The organism is Rhodoferax sp. (genome assembly GCF_023701345.1).
In the GTDB taxonomy this organism is placed as follows: domain Bacteria; phylum Pseudomonadota; class Gammaproteobacteria; order Burkholderiales; family Burkholderiaceae_C; genus Rhodoferax.
The window spans coordinates 1-13,976 of the sequence record NZ_JAMPXE010000025.1 but is presented as its reverse complement, the minus strand read 5'-3'; the positions used below and the strand labels follow the sequence as shown (position 1 = coordinate 13,976).

The following is a 13,976-nucleotide window of genomic DNA, read 5'->3' as shown; positions in this document are numbered from 1 at the left end:
ACCCTTAACACACAAGCCCGTGAGCCTCTTCCATCCATGAATTCTGGTGTACTTTACGCCTTGCTGGCCTATACCGCCTGGGGCCTGTTTCCGGCCTTTTTCAAACTGCTTGGCCATGTCAACCCGTTCGAGGTGGTGATGCACCGCATGCTGTGGTCGCTGCTGTTTCTGTTGTGTGTGCTGACCGTGCTCAGGCGCTGGGCCTGGTTGCGCGACGTGGCCCGCCAGCCCAGGGTGCTGGCGGCATTTGGTCTGTCTGCCCTGTTGTTATCCGTGAATTGGTCGGTGTATGTGTGGGCGCTGCAGAACGCCCATGTGGTCGATGCCAGCCTGGGCTACTTCATCCTGCCACTGGTCAATGCGGCTTTTGGCTTTGCTTTTTTAAAGGAGCGTCCAAGCCCCGTGCAGTGGCTGGCGGTGGCCGTGGCTGGCGCCGGGGTGTTGTGGCTCACGCTGCAGGCCGGGCGTCTGCCCTGGGTGGCGCTGGTGCTGGCGTTCACCTTTGGCATCTACGGCCTGCTGCGCAAGGTGGCCGCGCTGGGCGCGCTGGAAGGCCTGACGCTCGAAACCCTGCTGTTTGCACCGTTTTCCCTGGGGCTGTTGCTGTGGTGGGCCTGGCACGGGCAAGGTGCGCTGGTGCAGGGCGATGCGCCCACCATGGGCTGGCTGTTGCTGGCCGGGCCGCTGACTGCTGTGCCGCTGCTGCTGTTTGCCGCCGGTGCGCGGCGCATCCCGATGGCCACGCTGGGTGTCCTGCAGTACATCTCGCCCAGCCTGCAGATGGGCTTGGGGGTGTGGCTGTACGGCGAAGCCTTTGACCCCGCGCGCGCCATCGGCTTTTACCTGATCTGGCTGGCTTTGGTGATTTACAGCCTGGACAGCCTGTGGAACAGCCGCAAGCCGCTTCTAAAACCGTCTTCGGTCGTGGGCTGATGGCTGAAGCGCTCAAAAACCAATACGGCGCTGACGTGCCGCGTGCCATTGCCGCCATGATCTCTGCGGTGTATCCGGCCTTCAATAGCCGGCGCTTTGTGACCGAAGTGCTCGACGGGTATGACGCGCTTGAACTGATGCCGCGCGGCAAAAAAATCGCCCAGGCCTTGCGCCGCCATTTGCCGGACGACTATCCGCGGGCGATCGCCATCTTGCTCGACTCGCTCGACCAGCCGCATGACCGGGACCCCAGCCTGAGCCTGGGGTCGTTTCTGTACCTGCCGCACACCATGTTTGTGGCGCAGTACGGTCTGGCGCATTTTGAGCTGTCGATGCGGGCACAGCATGCCTTGACGCAACGCTTCACCGCCGAGTTCAGCATCCGCCCCTTTCTTGAGCAGCACACCCAGGCCACGCTGCGCCAGCTTAACAAATGGACGGCTGACCCGAGTCCGCAGGTACGCCGCCTGGTGTCAGAAGGCACGCGCCCCCGGCTGCCCTGGGCACCGCGTTTGCGCCAGTTTCAGGCCGACCCGGCGCCGGTGCTGGCGCTGCTGGAGTTGCTCAAGGATGACCCCGCGCTGTATGTGCGGCGCTCGGTGGCCAACAACCTCAACGACATTGGCAAGGACCACCCACAGGTTCTGGCCAGCACGGCGCAGGCCTGGCTGAAAGATGCCAGCGCAGAGCGTGCCTGGATCGTCGGCCACGCGCTGCGCTCGGCTGTTAAACGCGGGGAAGCTGGTGCGCTCAAGGTGCTGGGGTTTGGCAATACGGCGCAGGTGGCGGTGGGCAATACGCAGATCCAACCCGTCCGGCCGGTGATGGGGGGCGCATTGAACATTTCATTTGAGGTGACCAACACCCACACGCAGGCGCAACGTGTGCTGGTGGACATGGCGGTGCACTACGTCAAGGCCAGTGGCCAGACCAGCGCCAAGGTGTTCAAGCTCAAAGCCCTGGAACTGGCGCCTGGTCAAACCGCTGCACTGGCCAAGACGCTGTCCCTGGCAGAAATGACCACCCGCAAACATTACCCTGGGGTTCACCGGGTGGATGTGATGCTGAACGGCAAGGCTCAGGCCTTGGGGGCATTTGAGTTGCTCAAACCATGAGGCCGTTTTCGAGGCTTTGGAAGAGGCCGCCCATGTGCGTGGCGGCATGTACTGGTATGCAGGCCGCGCTGGTGCAAGCGCACCGTGCCAATGTGCTGCAGGATTCACCCGGCTTCTCGGCCGTGGTCGTCGCCAGTACCCGGTTCTGAGTAAATTAATTTCCTGATATTGAAGGCCGATCAGTCGCCTTTGTGGACGTCGCGGAGGTGCCCAAACATGTAACTCAAGGCGGCATGTCAATTCCAAAGGCTGGTTTGGAGCGACCAGTTCTGCAAGTCGAATGTCGCTTCCGGGTCCGCGGAAGTTCGACAAGGCAAATGTGGGAGCCAAAGGCGTTGGGGGTCACCGGTTTTTTAGGAGCGGAGAATAATCAGATTGGACCCGCATCGGGAACGGCCGGTCTGGAGAAATCGGATCAATTCCAAGCGTCGCGCTGACCGTCGACTTACCGGATTGGAGCTTGCAAACGGTCGGTTAAAAGCAGCTTGTCGCAGACTTTATTGCGCAGTCTCAAACTATATTGGCAATGATCACCAGTAACCGCAGGTTCACGAGGTTTTGAAGCGGCCCGCCCACTGCTGCGTTACCCAGTCACCCCCACTCACCAATACGATGCCGATCAGCACCGGCACGGCGCCGAGCAAAAAGCTTGGCTCGATCGGCTCCGACAGCAGCCAGGCGCCAAAGACAATGCCAAACAGGGGCGTGAGGAATGAGAACACACCCAGCGGTGACGCCAGGTAATGGCGCAACAACCAGAACCAGGCCAGATAGCTGGCAAACGACACCACCACCGAGTGAAAGACCAGGCTGGCCCAGACGTGCGGTGTGGGGTTGAAGCGGGCCTGGCCGGTCATGAAGGCGCCGGCCAGCAACAACACAAAAGCGCCGATCAGCTGGTACAGCAGGGTTTGCGTCGCCGGTGCCCTGGACAAGGTGGAGCAGCGCACCACCACGGTGGTGGCAGCCCAGGCCACGCCAGCCAGCAGGCCCAAAAAGTCACCCCACAGCGCGTTGTCAGGCAATGCATTGGCAGTTGTGTTGCGCCCCAGAAAAGCATAGGCAATGCCGCCAAAGGCCAGCACAATGCCCAGCCACTGCACCGGGCCCAGCCGCTCGCTGGGTAATTTCCAATGCAGGCCCAGCGCGGCAAATATGGGTGCGGTGTACAAAAACACCAGGATGTGGGAGGCGCTGCTGTGACGCAGCCCTTCAGCCACCAGTAAAAACTCCACGCCAAATAGCAGCCCTACCACCACGCCGGGGCGCAGCGTGCCGTCGCGCAGGTTCATGGGCTCCTTGCGCCACCACATGACCAGTCCCACCAGCAGCGCCGCCACGCCCGAGCGCAGCCCGATTTGCATGACGGGTGCAATGTCGGCCGCCGTGGCCTTCAGCACCACTTGCTGCAGGCCCCACGTGGCGCACAGCACCACCATGAGGCTGATGGCGGTGCTGTCGAGGGCTTGGCGAGTGTTCATCGGTACGGCATGGAAGTTGGAGCGGAGGCTGCATTATTGGGGTGACGGCTTTCATTGATATAGTTCAAAACAGACAAAGCATAGGCCGTAACCGACAAAACATGCGCATTCTTCGCCCCAAGCTCGACATTCCCCTGGCCAGCCCCGCCTTGCCGGCGCCCATCATGTTTCGTAGCGTCTACGAGCCCGCTGAAGGCATTTATCCGCTGCACCAGCACGCCTGGGGTGAGTTTGTCTATGCGTTCAGCGGCGTCATGGAAGTCAAGGTGGCCGATCACCACTACCTGGCACCACCGCAGTATGGCCTGTGGTTGCCGCCAGACCTGGCGCACGTGGGGCTGAACCGGCAGGAAGCGCACCATGCCTCGCTTTATATTTCGGCCGCCCTGTGCGCAGGGCTGCCCGCAGAGCCTTGCGCGCTCACCGTCAGCCCGCTGGTGCGCGCCCTGCTGGACCACCTGCGCGCGCAACCCGCCCATTTGAACGACACGCCCGCCGAAGCCCGCCTGCTGCAAGTGCTGCTGGACCAGCTCATTGCCGCGCCGCGTGCCGGCAGCTACCTGCCCACCTCCGAAGACCCGGCCCTGGGCGCCGTGCTGCGCCTGCTGCAGGCCAACCCGGGTGACAACCGCTCGGTGGCCGAACTCGCGGGGCAGGCCAACACCACCGAGCGCACCCTGATGCGCCGCTGTCAGCGCGATCTGGGGCTCAGTCTGGCGCAGTGGCGCCAGCGCTTGCGCGTGGTCCGGGCCATGGCGCTGCTGGAGCGTGGTCAAACGGTGGAGACCATCGCACTCGACCTGGGTTATGGCAGTGCGTCCGCGTTCATCACCATGTTCAAGCGGCTGGCCGGCGCGACGCCCGACGAGTTTCGCAAGGGCAGCGCGGGCAGGACGAAACCATCGTGGCGCAAGCCGTAACCGTTTATCGTGTTGTATGCAAAAATTGCCCATGCCTCACCTTCTTAAAGTCTATGGACCGCGGCTTTTTGCCTGGTTCGTGATCTCATTGGTCGGGAGTGTGCTGCTGGCCCGCAACGAGCTGGCACAGTTGCGTGAGGCGTTCGAGACCGACGCCCGCATCAGCCACCGCCTGCTGAGCCAGCGCGTGGTGCAACAAGAGGCGGTGCTGGCCACCCTGGTCCTGCTGCAACCCCCTGCGCCGCCTGGCGGTGCCGAGTCTGCGGAGCAGCGTTTGTCCTCGGTGTACCCGCAGATCCTGAGTGTGCAGCGGCGCGATGCTGGTGCCGCCTGGCCTGACCCCAGCCTGGACGAGGCCGAAAAGTTATCGCGCCAAACTCGTGCTGCCGTGCTGGCCAATCCTGATTTCAGATCAGCACGCGGTCGTTACCAACTGGTGCTGGCAGCACAACCCGCCAGCTATGCCCTGCTGATCGACATCCACGGCACCATTCCCTGGAGTGACTGGTCGATGCCGGTGCAGACCAGCCCGGTGCGGGTCACCCTGGAGCACGCGGGCCAGGCTTTTGTGGTGCAAGCGGGTCGCATCACCGCGCAGGGTTGGCGTTTTGCGTTTCGCAAGCATCTGGACAGCCAGAGCCAGCCCTTCGATGTGGTCGCCCTGCGCCAAGTCGGCTGGCAGGAGCTGCCCTGGCTTGCCATGGCGCTGTGGACATTCGCGGTGGCGGCCGTTTTGGCAGCCTGGTCGGCTTGGCAACGCCAGCGCAGCGCACGCCGCCGTGCCGAGGCCTTGCTGCGCGTGGGGCAAGTGGCCCGCCTGAATACCCTGGGCGAACTGGCTGCCGGCATGGCCCATGAACTGAACCAGCCGCTAACCGCGATTCTGGCCAACACCCAGGCCGCCAAGCGCTTGTTGCAGGACGACCCCGGCGAGCTACCCACGGCGCTGCAGGCCATGGACCAGGCGGTGGCGCAGGCGCGCCGTGCCACCGAGGTGTTGGGCCGCTTGCGCCGCACCGTGGAGCAAGCCGCGCCCGCAGCGACGGGCCAGACGGTGGACCTGGCGCAGGCGGTGCGCTCGGCGCTTGACCTGCTGGAGCCCGAGTGCCAGCGCCGCGGGGTGGTCACAAGCGTGCACATCGAGCAACCCGCCCGGGTGCTGGCCGAACGTGTGGCGCTGGAGCAAATCGTGCACAACCTGATCACCAATGCCTTGCAGGCGCTCGACAGCGTGCCCGCCAGCGAGCGCCAGCTTGCCATCCACATTGGCGCGGCCCATGGCATGGGTGTGCTGCGCGTGGTCGACACCGGCCCGGGCATAACGCCGGACACTTTGCCCCATGTGTTCGAGCCGTTTTTTACCACCCGCGAGGGCGGGCTGGGTCTGGGCTTGAGCCTGTGCGAAACCCTGGCCAGCGGCATGGGCGGGCAGCTGAGAGCACAAGCCAACGTGCCGCGCGGCGCCATCTTTGTCCTGACATTGCCACTGGCGAACCGACCATGAGCGCGCCGCTGTCACCGCTGATTCACCTGATTGACGACGACGAGGCCGTGCGCGCCGGTTTGGCGCTGTTGATCGGCACCGTGGGCTTGCGCGTGCAGGCCTGGGCCGACCCGCAGGAGTTCATGCGCAGCTTTGACCGCCAGGGCATCGGCGCCATCGTGCTCGACGTGCGTATGCCCGGCATCAGCGGCCTGACGGTGCTCGATCAATTGGTGGCGCAGGGCGTGGACCAGCCGGTCATCATGCTGACCGGGCACGGCACGGTGGAGCTGTGCCGGCGCGCCTTCAAGTCTGGCGCCACCGAGTTTCTGGAAAAACCGGTGGACGACGAGGTGCTGCTCGAAGCGCTGCAAAACGCCGTGCGCCTGCATGTGCGTTCGCGTGAGCGGCACCAGGCAGACCGGCAGGCGCGTGAGCGCTACGCGCAGTTGTCGGAGCGTGAGCGCGAGGTGCTGGGGCTGATCGTCGAGGGCCTGACCAACAAGGAAATCGGCCGTGCCCTGACCCTGTCGCCGCGCACGGTGGAAAGCCACCGCGCCAATCTGTTTGCCAAGCTGCAGGTGGAATCGCTGGCGCACCTGATACGCCACTACGCCGCTCTGGCGGCCGAAGCCGACTCCTGACGCAAACGGGTGCTCCGTAGAACTACGGAGCCCGGCGCGTAGCCGCACGAATGGCCGGCGCACCCCGGTTTATCTACATTTACTTCAGGGTTTGAACAGTTGCTTCAGCACCCACCTTTTCTGGAGAAAAACCATGCGTTCCATTCATTGCGCCACCGCCCTCGTCCTGTCACTTGCCACCCTTGGCGCCAGCGCCGAGGGCGTTCGTGTCGAGAAAAACATGTCGCTCGAGCTGGCCAGCAAAATCGCAGCGGCCACCGTGGCGGCCTGCAGTGCCGACAAGCTCAACGTGACCGCCACCGTGGTCGACCGCGCCGGTGGTGTGCGTGCTGTTTTTCGTGCCGACAATGCCGGCCCGCACACGCTGGCCGCCAGCCAGGCCAAGGCATTTACCTCGGCCTCGGGTAAAAACACCACGCTGGCGATGTGGGAGGGTGTGCAAAAGAACCCCGCATCAACCCATGTGGCCATGATTCCGGGCTACCTGCTGCTGGGCGGGGGCGTGCCGGTCAAGGTGGGAGACGAGGTGATCGGCGCGGTCGGTGTGGGCGGTGCGCCAGCCGGTCATCTGGACGAAAAGTGTGCCCTGGCGGGTATTGCCAGCGTGCAGGACATGCTCAAGTAAGCGCCTGAAACAATTCGAGAACAGACCATGGCAAATACGACCCACTGGATGGCCTGGCCGATGGCGGCACTGATTGCCATGGCCTCACTGACATCAGCAGCACAGGCCCAGGTGGCGCCCAGTGCGCTGGAGGCGGCGCGCTACACCGGCTTGTTTGCCGCGGCGCATCAGGGCGCCCTCATCAAGGCCAAAAAACTGCTGGCCGCAGGTGTTCACGTGAATGCGCGTGACCCGTACGGCCGCACCGCAGTCCATATTGCCACTCACGCCAGGCAGCGCGAGCTGATTCGTGTTTTGGCCCAGGCCGGTGCCGATCTTGAACTGCTGGAAAACGACCGTTATGACGCCGTCACCATCGCCGCGGTGGCGGACGATGAAGAAACCCTGCGCGTGTTGCTCGGCCTCGGAGCGAGCGCCAAACTGACCACCAGCCGTTACGACGGCACCGCGCTGATCGCGGCCGCCCATCTGGGTCACGATGGCGTGGTCAAACAACTGATTGCCGCCGGCGCGCCGCTGGACCATGTCAACAACCTGCACTGGACGGCGCTGATCGAAGCCATCGTGCTCGGCAATGGCGGTCCACGGCACCAGGAAGTCGTGCGCGCGCTGCTGGCGGCCGGCGCCAGCATCCGCTTGACCGACCGCGAGGGCAACACGCCGCTGACTCTGGCCAAAACCCGGGGCTATTCGGCCATGGTCACCCTGCTGGCGCAGGCCGGCGCCAGATAAGCTCAGTCGGCGGGGTCCAGGTGACCCAGCAAGGACCAACCGGCGTGCGGGTTGTTCTTGTCGTTCTCGTAATCCCAGACCGCGGCGCAACGTTCACACACGTAGCGGGTGACGGTGACCGCTCCGTGGCGGCGCGGCTCCTTGCGGTTGACGCCCTGCATCAGCTCGGCATGACCGGGCGCGCGGCGCCAGTTGCGCTGGATGCCGGCGCAGGCGTCGCACAGTCCTGGTGTCTTCAATTCGTTGGGGGGATTCTGGTCTTGGGTCATGGGGGGCTCTTTGTGTTGGGGTGATTGTCGCCCTGTGGCTTACTTCGGCAAATTCAAACCCAAATCCCGCAAGCGCTGGTGCACCGCATCTTCCCGATCCAGCGGCTGCTGGTTTTTGGCCTGCAGGTAATGGTCGGTAAACACCTCCAGATAAGCGTCCAGCACCTCGGCCGCGTGGGGCTCACCGGCCAGCGCCAGGCACAGGGCGCCCACCTCGGAGGTGCAAAAGTGGTCCGTGCGGCTGGAGCGGCGCAGGCGGTAGTTGGAGATCTGCTCCGGGTGCAGGCTGAGCACCGGAAATTGGTTCAGGTAGGGGCTCTTGCGAAACATCTTGCCGGCCTCGGACCAGGTGGCGTCCAGCAGCACAAACAGCGGACGCTTGGGGCGTTGTCCTTCGGTGGCAAGCTCGGGCAGCAACGCGGTGACGACACGCTCGGGCGCCACAAACTCGCCGGGGAACACCACATAGGGCTGCCATTGCGGGTCGGCCAACAGCACCAGCAAGTCCGGGTCCACTTCGGTGCGGGCCCAGCCAAAAGCAAAGGTGTCGGCCACCACATCGGCAATCAGCCAGCCGGTGTTGCTGGGCTTGAGCGGCTCGATGTCGGCCATCAGCAGGCACATGCCGGCACGCGTGGGCACGTTGGGGCGCAAGGCGCACAGGCAGTGGCTGTGCATCACCCGGCAACCGGGGCAGCGCTCACTCGGGCCGCCACGGGCACGAAAAGGTTTGACAGCGCGCGCCAGGCGAGCCGCGCGCAGGCGGGAGACGGCGTGGGTCATGGCTGGGCTTCTGACACGACGGGCTGAAGCCAGCCTGGCACCGTGACAGCGTAGCGTGTGGCCTTGCCCACGCCTTCCACGCGCAGCAGCCCTTTGGCCGCCAGATCTGTCAGATCCCGGCTGGCCGTGGCTTTGGACGCGCCGGTGATCTTGGCGTACTTGTCGGTGGTCATGCCGCCCAAAAAGCCGCCACCCAATTCGGTGTTGCCGGCCTCCAACAAGCGGCCCAAAATTTTGTGTTGCCGCGCATTCAGGTCACACGCTGCGGCTTTGACGCGAAAGGCGGACTTGTCCACCGCCTGGCGCACCACCGCTTGCGAGCTGACGCAGCCTTGTGTAAACGCATGCACAAACCATTGCACCCACGATGTCACGTCAATGGCGCTGCCGTCGGACAGAAGCAAGGGCTTGCGCTGGACCAGATTAAGTGCGTCGTAATAGGCGGAGCGGGTTTTGAGCATCTGGCGCGCCATGCCAAACACGCGCATCTGGGCCAGAGTGGCACTCAAGTCTTGTGCCAACATATCTTGCGCCAAAGCCATGTCCACCACAGCGCGCCCCAGCCGACCATTGCCGTCTTCAAACGGGTGGATCGATTCAAACCACAGGTGCGCCACTGCCGCGCGGACGATGCCATGCAGGCTGGGCACTGCACCAACGCGCGGGCGGCTTGCCTCAAACCAGGTCAGGAACTTATCTATCTCGTCGGCCACCTGGCTGGAATGCGGCGCGGCGTAGTGCACCAGCTCGCGTCCCATGGGGCCGCTGACGATTTGCATGGCGTCCGCGTGGTCGCGCAAACGACCCACCACGATGCGGGTGATGCCTGATGTGCCGCCCGGAAACAGAGCCGCCTGCCAGCGACACAAACGGTCCAGGTTCAGCGGAGTCTGGCAGTTGTCAACCGCATCCTGCATCACCAGCACCAAACCCTCGACATCGCGGTCATGGCCGGGCGCGTCTGCCAAGCCCAGCCGGTGCGCCACCGAAGACCGCACCGACGCCAGGTTGAGCTGTTGCCCCTCAATCGCCGCCGTGGCCAGGGCTTCTTGCACCCATAACTCCTGCCTTAGCGCTTGCGCCTGACCCAGACCGATGGCGTCCAGCAGCCCCAGCAACTTGCCCTGCGCCAAGCGCGCCAGGTCCAGGTCAGGCGCGAGGCTTGCCGCGTCAAAGGCCAGCGTCGGCCAAGCGGCCTGCTGCCAGATGGCGCCGGGCTGGGTTGGAGAGGCTTGGGTGGGCATGAGGCGCATTTTATGCAATACGGCTCAAAAAGTGATGTGTATTTTGAAGAATACGCCTCATGAATCGGCAGATCTGCTTAAACAGCGGCCAGCGACGGCGCGCTTTGGTCTATTTGGCAGGCCGGTACAAGGCGCAAAGCTTGTTGCCGTCGGGGTCGCGCAGGTACGCCAGGTACAGCTTGACCGCCCCGCCTTCGCGGAACCCCGGCGGGTCTTCACAGGTGGTGCCGCCGTTGGCCACACCGGCGGCGTGGAAGACATCCACTTGCTCTGCGGATGCCGCGTTGAAGCCGATGGTGCTGCCATTGCCGTGCGTCGCGGGCTTGCCATTGATGGGTGTGGTGATGCCAAACAGGCCGGTGGGGCTGCGGTAGAAATAACGGTTCTTGTTGGCCACCCCCGGGCCAATGCCCAGCGTGCCGAGCACCGCGTCGTAAAACTTCTTCGAGACCTCAAGGTCATTGGTACCAAGCATCACATGACTGAACATAAATTCTCCGTAAGAGCCCGGTAGCGGGCGAAATGGGACCGGGGGATGGTAATGGATGGCGGGCTTGGGCAATTTCAGAGGCTCAAAAACGCCCGCAGGCGGGCCAGCTCGGCCGCAAGCGCCAGGCTGAAGCCTGCGTCGCGCGGTGGTTTGCCCGCGACAAAACCCAGGTCGGCGCGCATTTGCCCACCGGTCACCGACACATTGCCCCACCCTATCACCTGGTCACGCCACAACAGCGGTAGCGCGTAATAGCCGCGCACGCGTTTGGCTGCGGGTGTGTAGGCCTCAAACCGATAAGCCCAGGCCCACAGATGCTCGAAGCGACGGCGGTCCCACACCAGGGGATCGAACGGGGCCAGCAAGCGCACGGCGTCATCCGGCGCGTGGCGGCGCGAGGCGGGGTTTTCCGTGGCGCTCCAGTAGTAGGTCTGGCCGTCCACCACGCCATTGGCCAGGCGCACTTTGGCACGGGCCAAGGCGTCGCTGCGCAAGTGCGCCCATTGGGGTGTGCCGCCGCGCAGGTGGTTGATCAACTCGCCCAAAGACCGCTCGGGCAGCGGTGCGTATTTGTGCACGATGACATCCACCAGCGCGTCCATGGCCTGTTGCGGATCGGGTGCTTCATCGGGCGCGATCCGCACGGCATAAGTCCGCACGCCACTGACGCGCCCTGCAATACGCAGCAGGCCGCGGTAATGCATGTCATCGAGCAACTGCGTGCTGGCATTGCTGGAGCCACCAAGCCAGTTGCGCGATTTGCCGTGGGCAAAGTGCGCGTCCACCGCGCGCGGGTGCACCACGTCGTGCGCCTGCACAAAGGCCAGCACGGCGTCCATCTGTTTGCGCCGGGCCGCGGTGAGCGCCGTCTTGGGCGTGCGTGGGTGCATGAGTGCCTGCGTGGCGCGCGGCAAGAAGCCGTAGTTGACGAAGAAGTCTTCTTCGATGTCCAGCGCCGCGTAGCGCCGTTCCAGGTCGCCCGCGCAGTAGCCTTTGACGCGGTGGCGCAGCGTGAGGTCTTGCGCCCGGGCCGGCGCCCGGATCGGGTCGGCCTGCACAAAGCCCAGCCGGGTGATCGCCTTGGCCAAGGTGGTTGGCGCGAACAGGGTGCGTGCCACGGCGTAGCGCCGCAAGTCGACTGTGGTGATGGGTTTTGTCACACGGCCTCTTGAAAGACTTCATTGACTTGCACGGCGACCTCTCCAATGGTTAAACGTCAAGTCGAATTTACACCGTCAGTGCACCGGGCGATTGTTTGCATACGAAAATGGCAAGATAATTTAAGTTAGACAATGTTTTGCTTTAAATCAGTCAGACTTTGAGTTCTAATTGGTCGGAATTCATCACCCAACGAACTCAAGGTATGCGCACTGACATTCCCCCCCCAGGCACCACCGCCATCAGCCGTCATGTGCAGGCCAAAATCGCCACCGCCTTGCAAGACACGCGCGTGGTGCTGGTCGTTGGTCCGCGTCAAGCGGGCAAAACGACGCTGGCGCGGCTCTTCGCCAGTCCTGAGCGCCCCTACCTCACACTGGATGACGCCGCCACGCTGGCATCTGCGCGCTCAGACCCCACAGGGTTCGTGCGCGGTTTGAAGCAGGCCGTTATTGACGAAGTCCAGCGTGCCCCCGAGCTGCTTTTGGCCATCAAGGAAAGTGTGGACAAAGACCCCACGCCGGGTCGTTTCCTGTTGACCGGCTCCACCAACCTCATGGCCATGCCGCTGGTGGCCGACTCGTTGGCGGGCAGGCTGGAGGTCATCACCCTGCTGCCCTTTGCCCAAGCCGAAATGGCTGGCACGCCCGGCGACCTGCTTCACCGGCTGTTTGAAGGTGCGGGCTTGCCCGCCGTGGTCAACCCCGTGGTGGGCGATGCGCTGATGGCGCGCGTGCTCAATGGTGGCTACCCCGAGGCCCTGCGCCGCACCAGTGCCAGCCGACGCCAGGCCTGGTTGCAAGACTACGTGGCTCTTATTCTTGACCGCGATGTCCGTGACATTGCCAACATCGACCAGCTTGACCGTTTGCCGCGTTTGCTCGATGTGCTGGCGGCTCATGCCGGGCAACTGGTCAACCACAGCAGTTATGGCGCGGCGCTGGGCCTGACCGTGCCAACGGCGCAGAAATACGTCGGCATTTTGGAGCGGCTATTTCTGCTAAAACTGGTGCCGCCCTGGTCCCACAACGCCGTCAGCCGCCTGACCAAAACCCCCAAGCTGCATTTTCTGGACAGCGGCCTGCTTGCCGCGCTGCGTGAAGCCACGGCCAGCGCGCTTCAGAAAGACCGCACCCCCTACGGTCCGTTGCTGGAAAACTTTGTGGTGTCTGAAGTGCTCAAGCTCATCACCTGGTCGGACAAACGCCTGCGCGTCTCGCACTTTCGAACCAAGGACCAGGACGAGGTGGACCTGGTGCTGGAAGATCGGCACGGACGCGTTGTCGGTATTGAGGTCAAGGCCTCCGCCACGGTGCGCCCACAAGACCTGCGCGGCCTGCGCCAGCTGCAAGCCGCTGTGGGGGACAAGTTTGTGCAAGGCCTGGTGTTGCACGACCACGACCAAATCACACCGTTTGACGAGAAACTGCACGCGGGGCCGGTGTCGCTGTTGTGGCAGGGGTAGTGCGAGGTCATGGTGTAGCCCGCCACTGCTGCACCCGGTATTCACCCAGAGAAGAAGTGTGAAAATCAAAGCATGAGCAAAAGTTACGCACTCGCCAACGCCATCTGGACTATTGCAGCTTGGTTGGGCAGCCCGGCTTGCCCGTCACAGCATACATGTGTCCACCAGGCCTTCTGCGCGCAAGAGGTCACCGCGTGAGCGCCCTTGAACTCCTGGAAAGCCTCAACCTGCTCGATGAAAACGAGCACATCGAGGCCAAGCGCGCCTCCGAAGTTGGCAAGTCCATTCTGGAAACCATCTGTGCCTTTGCCAACGAGCCAGGTTTGGGCGGCGGCTGGCTGCTGCTGGGTGTGGTGCGTGAAGATCAGGCGCTGTTCCCTGCTTACGAGCCCCCCGTACCCGGCCCGCTACCGCACACGGACCTTGAACCCTGTGGGGCCGAATTCATTCGGCCAGGTCGACTGAAGTCGACCCCACAACAAGCTCGAAAGCTGTGTTCATGGAAAGGTGGAAGGCATCGACCACCCGGAAAAGCTCAGCACCGACATCGCCACCCAATGCCGCAACAGCTTTAACCAGCCGGTGCGCGTGGAAATCAACACTGAAACCATCCATGGCAAGGCGGTGCTGGTGG

The 13,976-nt window shown here is 63.6% G+C and carries 15 protein-coding genes; 9 read left to right on the top strand and 6 right to left on the bottom strand.

Annotated elements, in window-relative coordinates; all coding sequences use genetic code 11:
• Positions 1-36: 36 nt before the first annotated feature.
• Together rarD and NDI87_RS05450 are read left to right on the top strand one after the other, a co-directional pair.
• Positions 37-933, top strand: a complete 897-nt coding sequence (gene rarD, locus NDI87_RS05455) for an EamA family transporter RarD (protein ID WP_296273791.1) — start codon at positions 37-39, stop codon at positions 931-933.
• Positions 885-2,048: a DNA alkylation repair protein gene (locus NDI87_RS05450; protein WP_296273790.1), complete on the top strand. Its 1,164-nt coding sequence runs from the start codon at positions 885-887 to the stop codon at positions 2,046-2,048. The genes rarD and NDI87_RS05450 overlap by 49 nt, the downstream gene beginning before the upstream one ends.
• A 548-nt stretch (positions 2,049-2,596) precedes the next feature.
• Here the strand turns inward: NDI87_RS05450 and NDI87_RS05445 are convergent.
• Positions 2,597-3,529, bottom strand: coding sequence for a DMT family transporter (locus tag NDI87_RS05445; RefSeq protein WP_296273789.1), 933 nt, complete (start codon positions 3,527-3,529; stop codon positions 2,597-2,599).
• Between the two features lie 101 nt (positions 3,530-3,630).
• Between NDI87_RS05445 and NDI87_RS05440 the strand changes: the two genes are divergently transcribed.
• The 5 genes from NDI87_RS05440 (at position 3,631) to NDI87_RS05420 (ending at position 7,933) form a co-directional block, all read left to right on the top strand.
• Positions 3,631-4,449 carry a helix-turn-helix transcriptional regulator gene (locus NDI87_RS05440; RefSeq protein WP_296273788.1) on the top strand — a complete coding sequence of 273 codons (819 nt, stop codon included), beginning with the start codon at positions 3,631-3,633 and terminating at the stop codon, positions 4,447-4,449.
• A gap of 31 nt (positions 4,450-4,480) precedes the next feature.
• Positions 4,481-5,953, top strand: coding sequence for an ATP-binding protein (locus NDI87_RS05435; RefSeq protein ID WP_296273787.1), 1,473 nt, complete (start codon positions 4,481-4,483; stop codon positions 5,951-5,953).
• On the top strand, positions 5,950-6,576 hold the full coding sequence (locus NDI87_RS05430; RefSeq protein WP_296273786.1) for a response regulator: 627 nt from the start codon (positions 5,950-5,952) through the stop codon (positions 6,574-6,576). Before NDI87_RS05435 ends, NDI87_RS05430 begins: the two co-directional genes overlap by 4 nt.
• A 133-nt stretch (positions 6,577-6,709) precedes the next feature.
• Complete coding sequence (locus tag NDI87_RS05425; protein WP_296273785.1) at positions 6,710-7,201, top strand: heme-binding protein; 492 nt, start codon at positions 6,710-6,712, stop codon at positions 7,199-7,201.
• Between the two features lie 48 nt (positions 7,202-7,249).
• Positions 7,250-7,933 carry an ankyrin repeat domain-containing protein gene (locus tag NDI87_RS05420; RefSeq protein ID WP_296273808.1) on the top strand — a complete coding sequence of 228 codons (684 nt, stop codon included), beginning with the start codon at positions 7,250-7,252 and terminating at the stop codon, positions 7,931-7,933.
• A gap of 2 nt (positions 7,934-7,935) precedes the next feature.
• On the opposite strand, the gene NDI87_RS05415 is transcribed toward NDI87_RS05420, so the two are convergent.
• The 5 genes from NDI87_RS05415 to NDI87_RS05395 form a co-directional block, all read right to left on the bottom strand.
• Positions 7,936-8,202, bottom strand: coding sequence for a hypothetical protein (locus NDI87_RS05415; protein ID WP_296273784.1), 267 nt, complete (start codon positions 8,200-8,202; stop codon positions 7,936-7,938).
• A gap of 39 nt (positions 8,203-8,241) precedes the next feature.
• Positions 8,242-8,985, bottom strand: a complete 744-nt coding sequence (locus NDI87_RS05410; RefSeq protein WP_296273783.1) for a tRNA-uridine aminocarboxypropyltransferase — start codon at positions 8,983-8,985, stop codon at positions 8,242-8,244.
• Complete coding sequence (locus NDI87_RS05405; RefSeq protein ID WP_296273782.1) at positions 8,982-10,229, bottom strand: DUF4172 domain-containing protein; 1,248 nt, start codon at positions 10,227-10,229, stop codon at positions 8,982-8,984. Before NDI87_RS05405 ends, NDI87_RS05410 begins: the two co-directional genes overlap by 4 nt.
• A gap of 109 nt (positions 10,230-10,338) precedes the next feature.
• Entirely contained in the window at positions 10,339-10,719 is a 381-nt protein-coding gene (locus NDI87_RS05400) for a VOC family protein (protein WP_296273781.1), read from the bottom strand.
• A gap of 74 nt (positions 10,720-10,793) precedes the next feature.
• Positions 10,794-11,879, bottom strand: a complete 1,086-nt coding sequence (locus NDI87_RS05395; RefSeq protein WP_296273780.1) for a crosslink repair DNA glycosylase YcaQ family protein — start codon at positions 11,877-11,879, stop codon at positions 10,794-10,796.
• Positions 11,880-12,082: 203 nt separating this feature from the next.
• Between NDI87_RS05395 and NDI87_RS05390 the strand changes: the two genes are divergently transcribed.
• Together NDI87_RS05390 and NDI87_RS05385 are read left to right on the top strand one after the other, a co-directional pair.
• A complete protein-coding gene (locus NDI87_RS05390; RefSeq protein WP_296273779.1) occupies positions 12,083-13,342 on the top strand; it encodes an ATP-binding protein in 1,260 nt (419 codons plus the stop codon).
• Between the two features lie 155 nt (positions 13,343-13,497).
• On the top strand, positions 13,498-13,917 hold the full coding sequence (locus NDI87_RS05385; RefSeq protein ID WP_296273778.1) for an RNA-binding domain-containing protein: 420 nt from the start codon (positions 13,498-13,500) through the stop codon (positions 13,915-13,917).
• Positions 13,918-13,976: the final 59 nt, after the last annotated feature.

Excerpts from the sequence above, each read along its gene's own strand:
- rarD (WP_296273791.1), top strand. The coding sequence starts at position 37 with ATGAATTCTGGTGTACTTTACGCCTTGCTGGCCTATACCGCCTGGGGC.
- NDI87_RS05445 (WP_296273789.1), bottom strand. The coding sequence starts at position 3,529 with ATGAACACTCGCCAAGCCCTCGACAGCACCGCCATCAGCCTCATGGTG.
- NDI87_RS05440 (WP_296273788.1), top strand. The coding sequence starts at position 3,631 with ATGCGCATTCTTCGCCCCAAGCTCGACATTCCCCTGGCCAGCCCCGCC.
- NDI87_RS05435 (WP_296273787.1), top strand. The coding sequence starts at position 4,481 with ATGCCTCACCTTCTTAAAGTCTATGGACCGCGGCTTTTTGCCTGGTTC.
- NDI87_RS05430 (WP_296273786.1), top strand. The coding sequence starts at position 5,950 with ATGAGCGCGCCGCTGTCACCGCTGATTCACCTGATTGACGACGACGAG.
- NDI87_RS05425 (WP_296273785.1), top strand. The coding sequence starts at position 6,710 with ATGCGTTCCATTCATTGCGCCACCGCCCTCGTCCTGTCACTTGCCACC.
- NDI87_RS05420 (WP_296273808.1), top strand. The coding sequence starts at position 7,250 with ATGGCCTGGCCGATGGCGGCACTGATTGCCATGGCCTCACTGACATCA.
- NDI87_RS05415 (WP_296273784.1), bottom strand. The coding sequence starts at position 8,202 with ATGACCCAAGACCAGAATCCCCCCAACGAATTGAAGACACCAGGACTG.
- NDI87_RS05410 (WP_296273783.1), bottom strand. The coding sequence starts at position 8,985 with ATGACCCACGCCGTCTCCCGCCTGCGCGCGGCTCGCCTGGCGCGCGCT.
- NDI87_RS05405 (WP_296273782.1), bottom strand. The coding sequence starts at position 10,229 with ATGCCCACCCAAGCCTCTCCAACCCAGCCCGGCGCCATCTGGCAGCAG.
- NDI87_RS05400 (WP_296273781.1), bottom strand. The coding sequence starts at position 10,719 with ATGTTCAGTCATGTGATGCTTGGTACCAATGACCTTGAGGTCTCGAAG.
- NDI87_RS05390 (WP_296273779.1), top strand. The coding sequence starts at position 12,083 with ATGCGCACTGACATTCCCCCCCCAGGCACCACCGCCATCAGCCGTCAT.
- NDI87_RS05385 (WP_296273778.1), top strand. The coding sequence starts at position 13,498 with ATGTGTCCACCAGGCCTTCTGCGCGCAAGAGGTCACCGCGTGAGCGCC.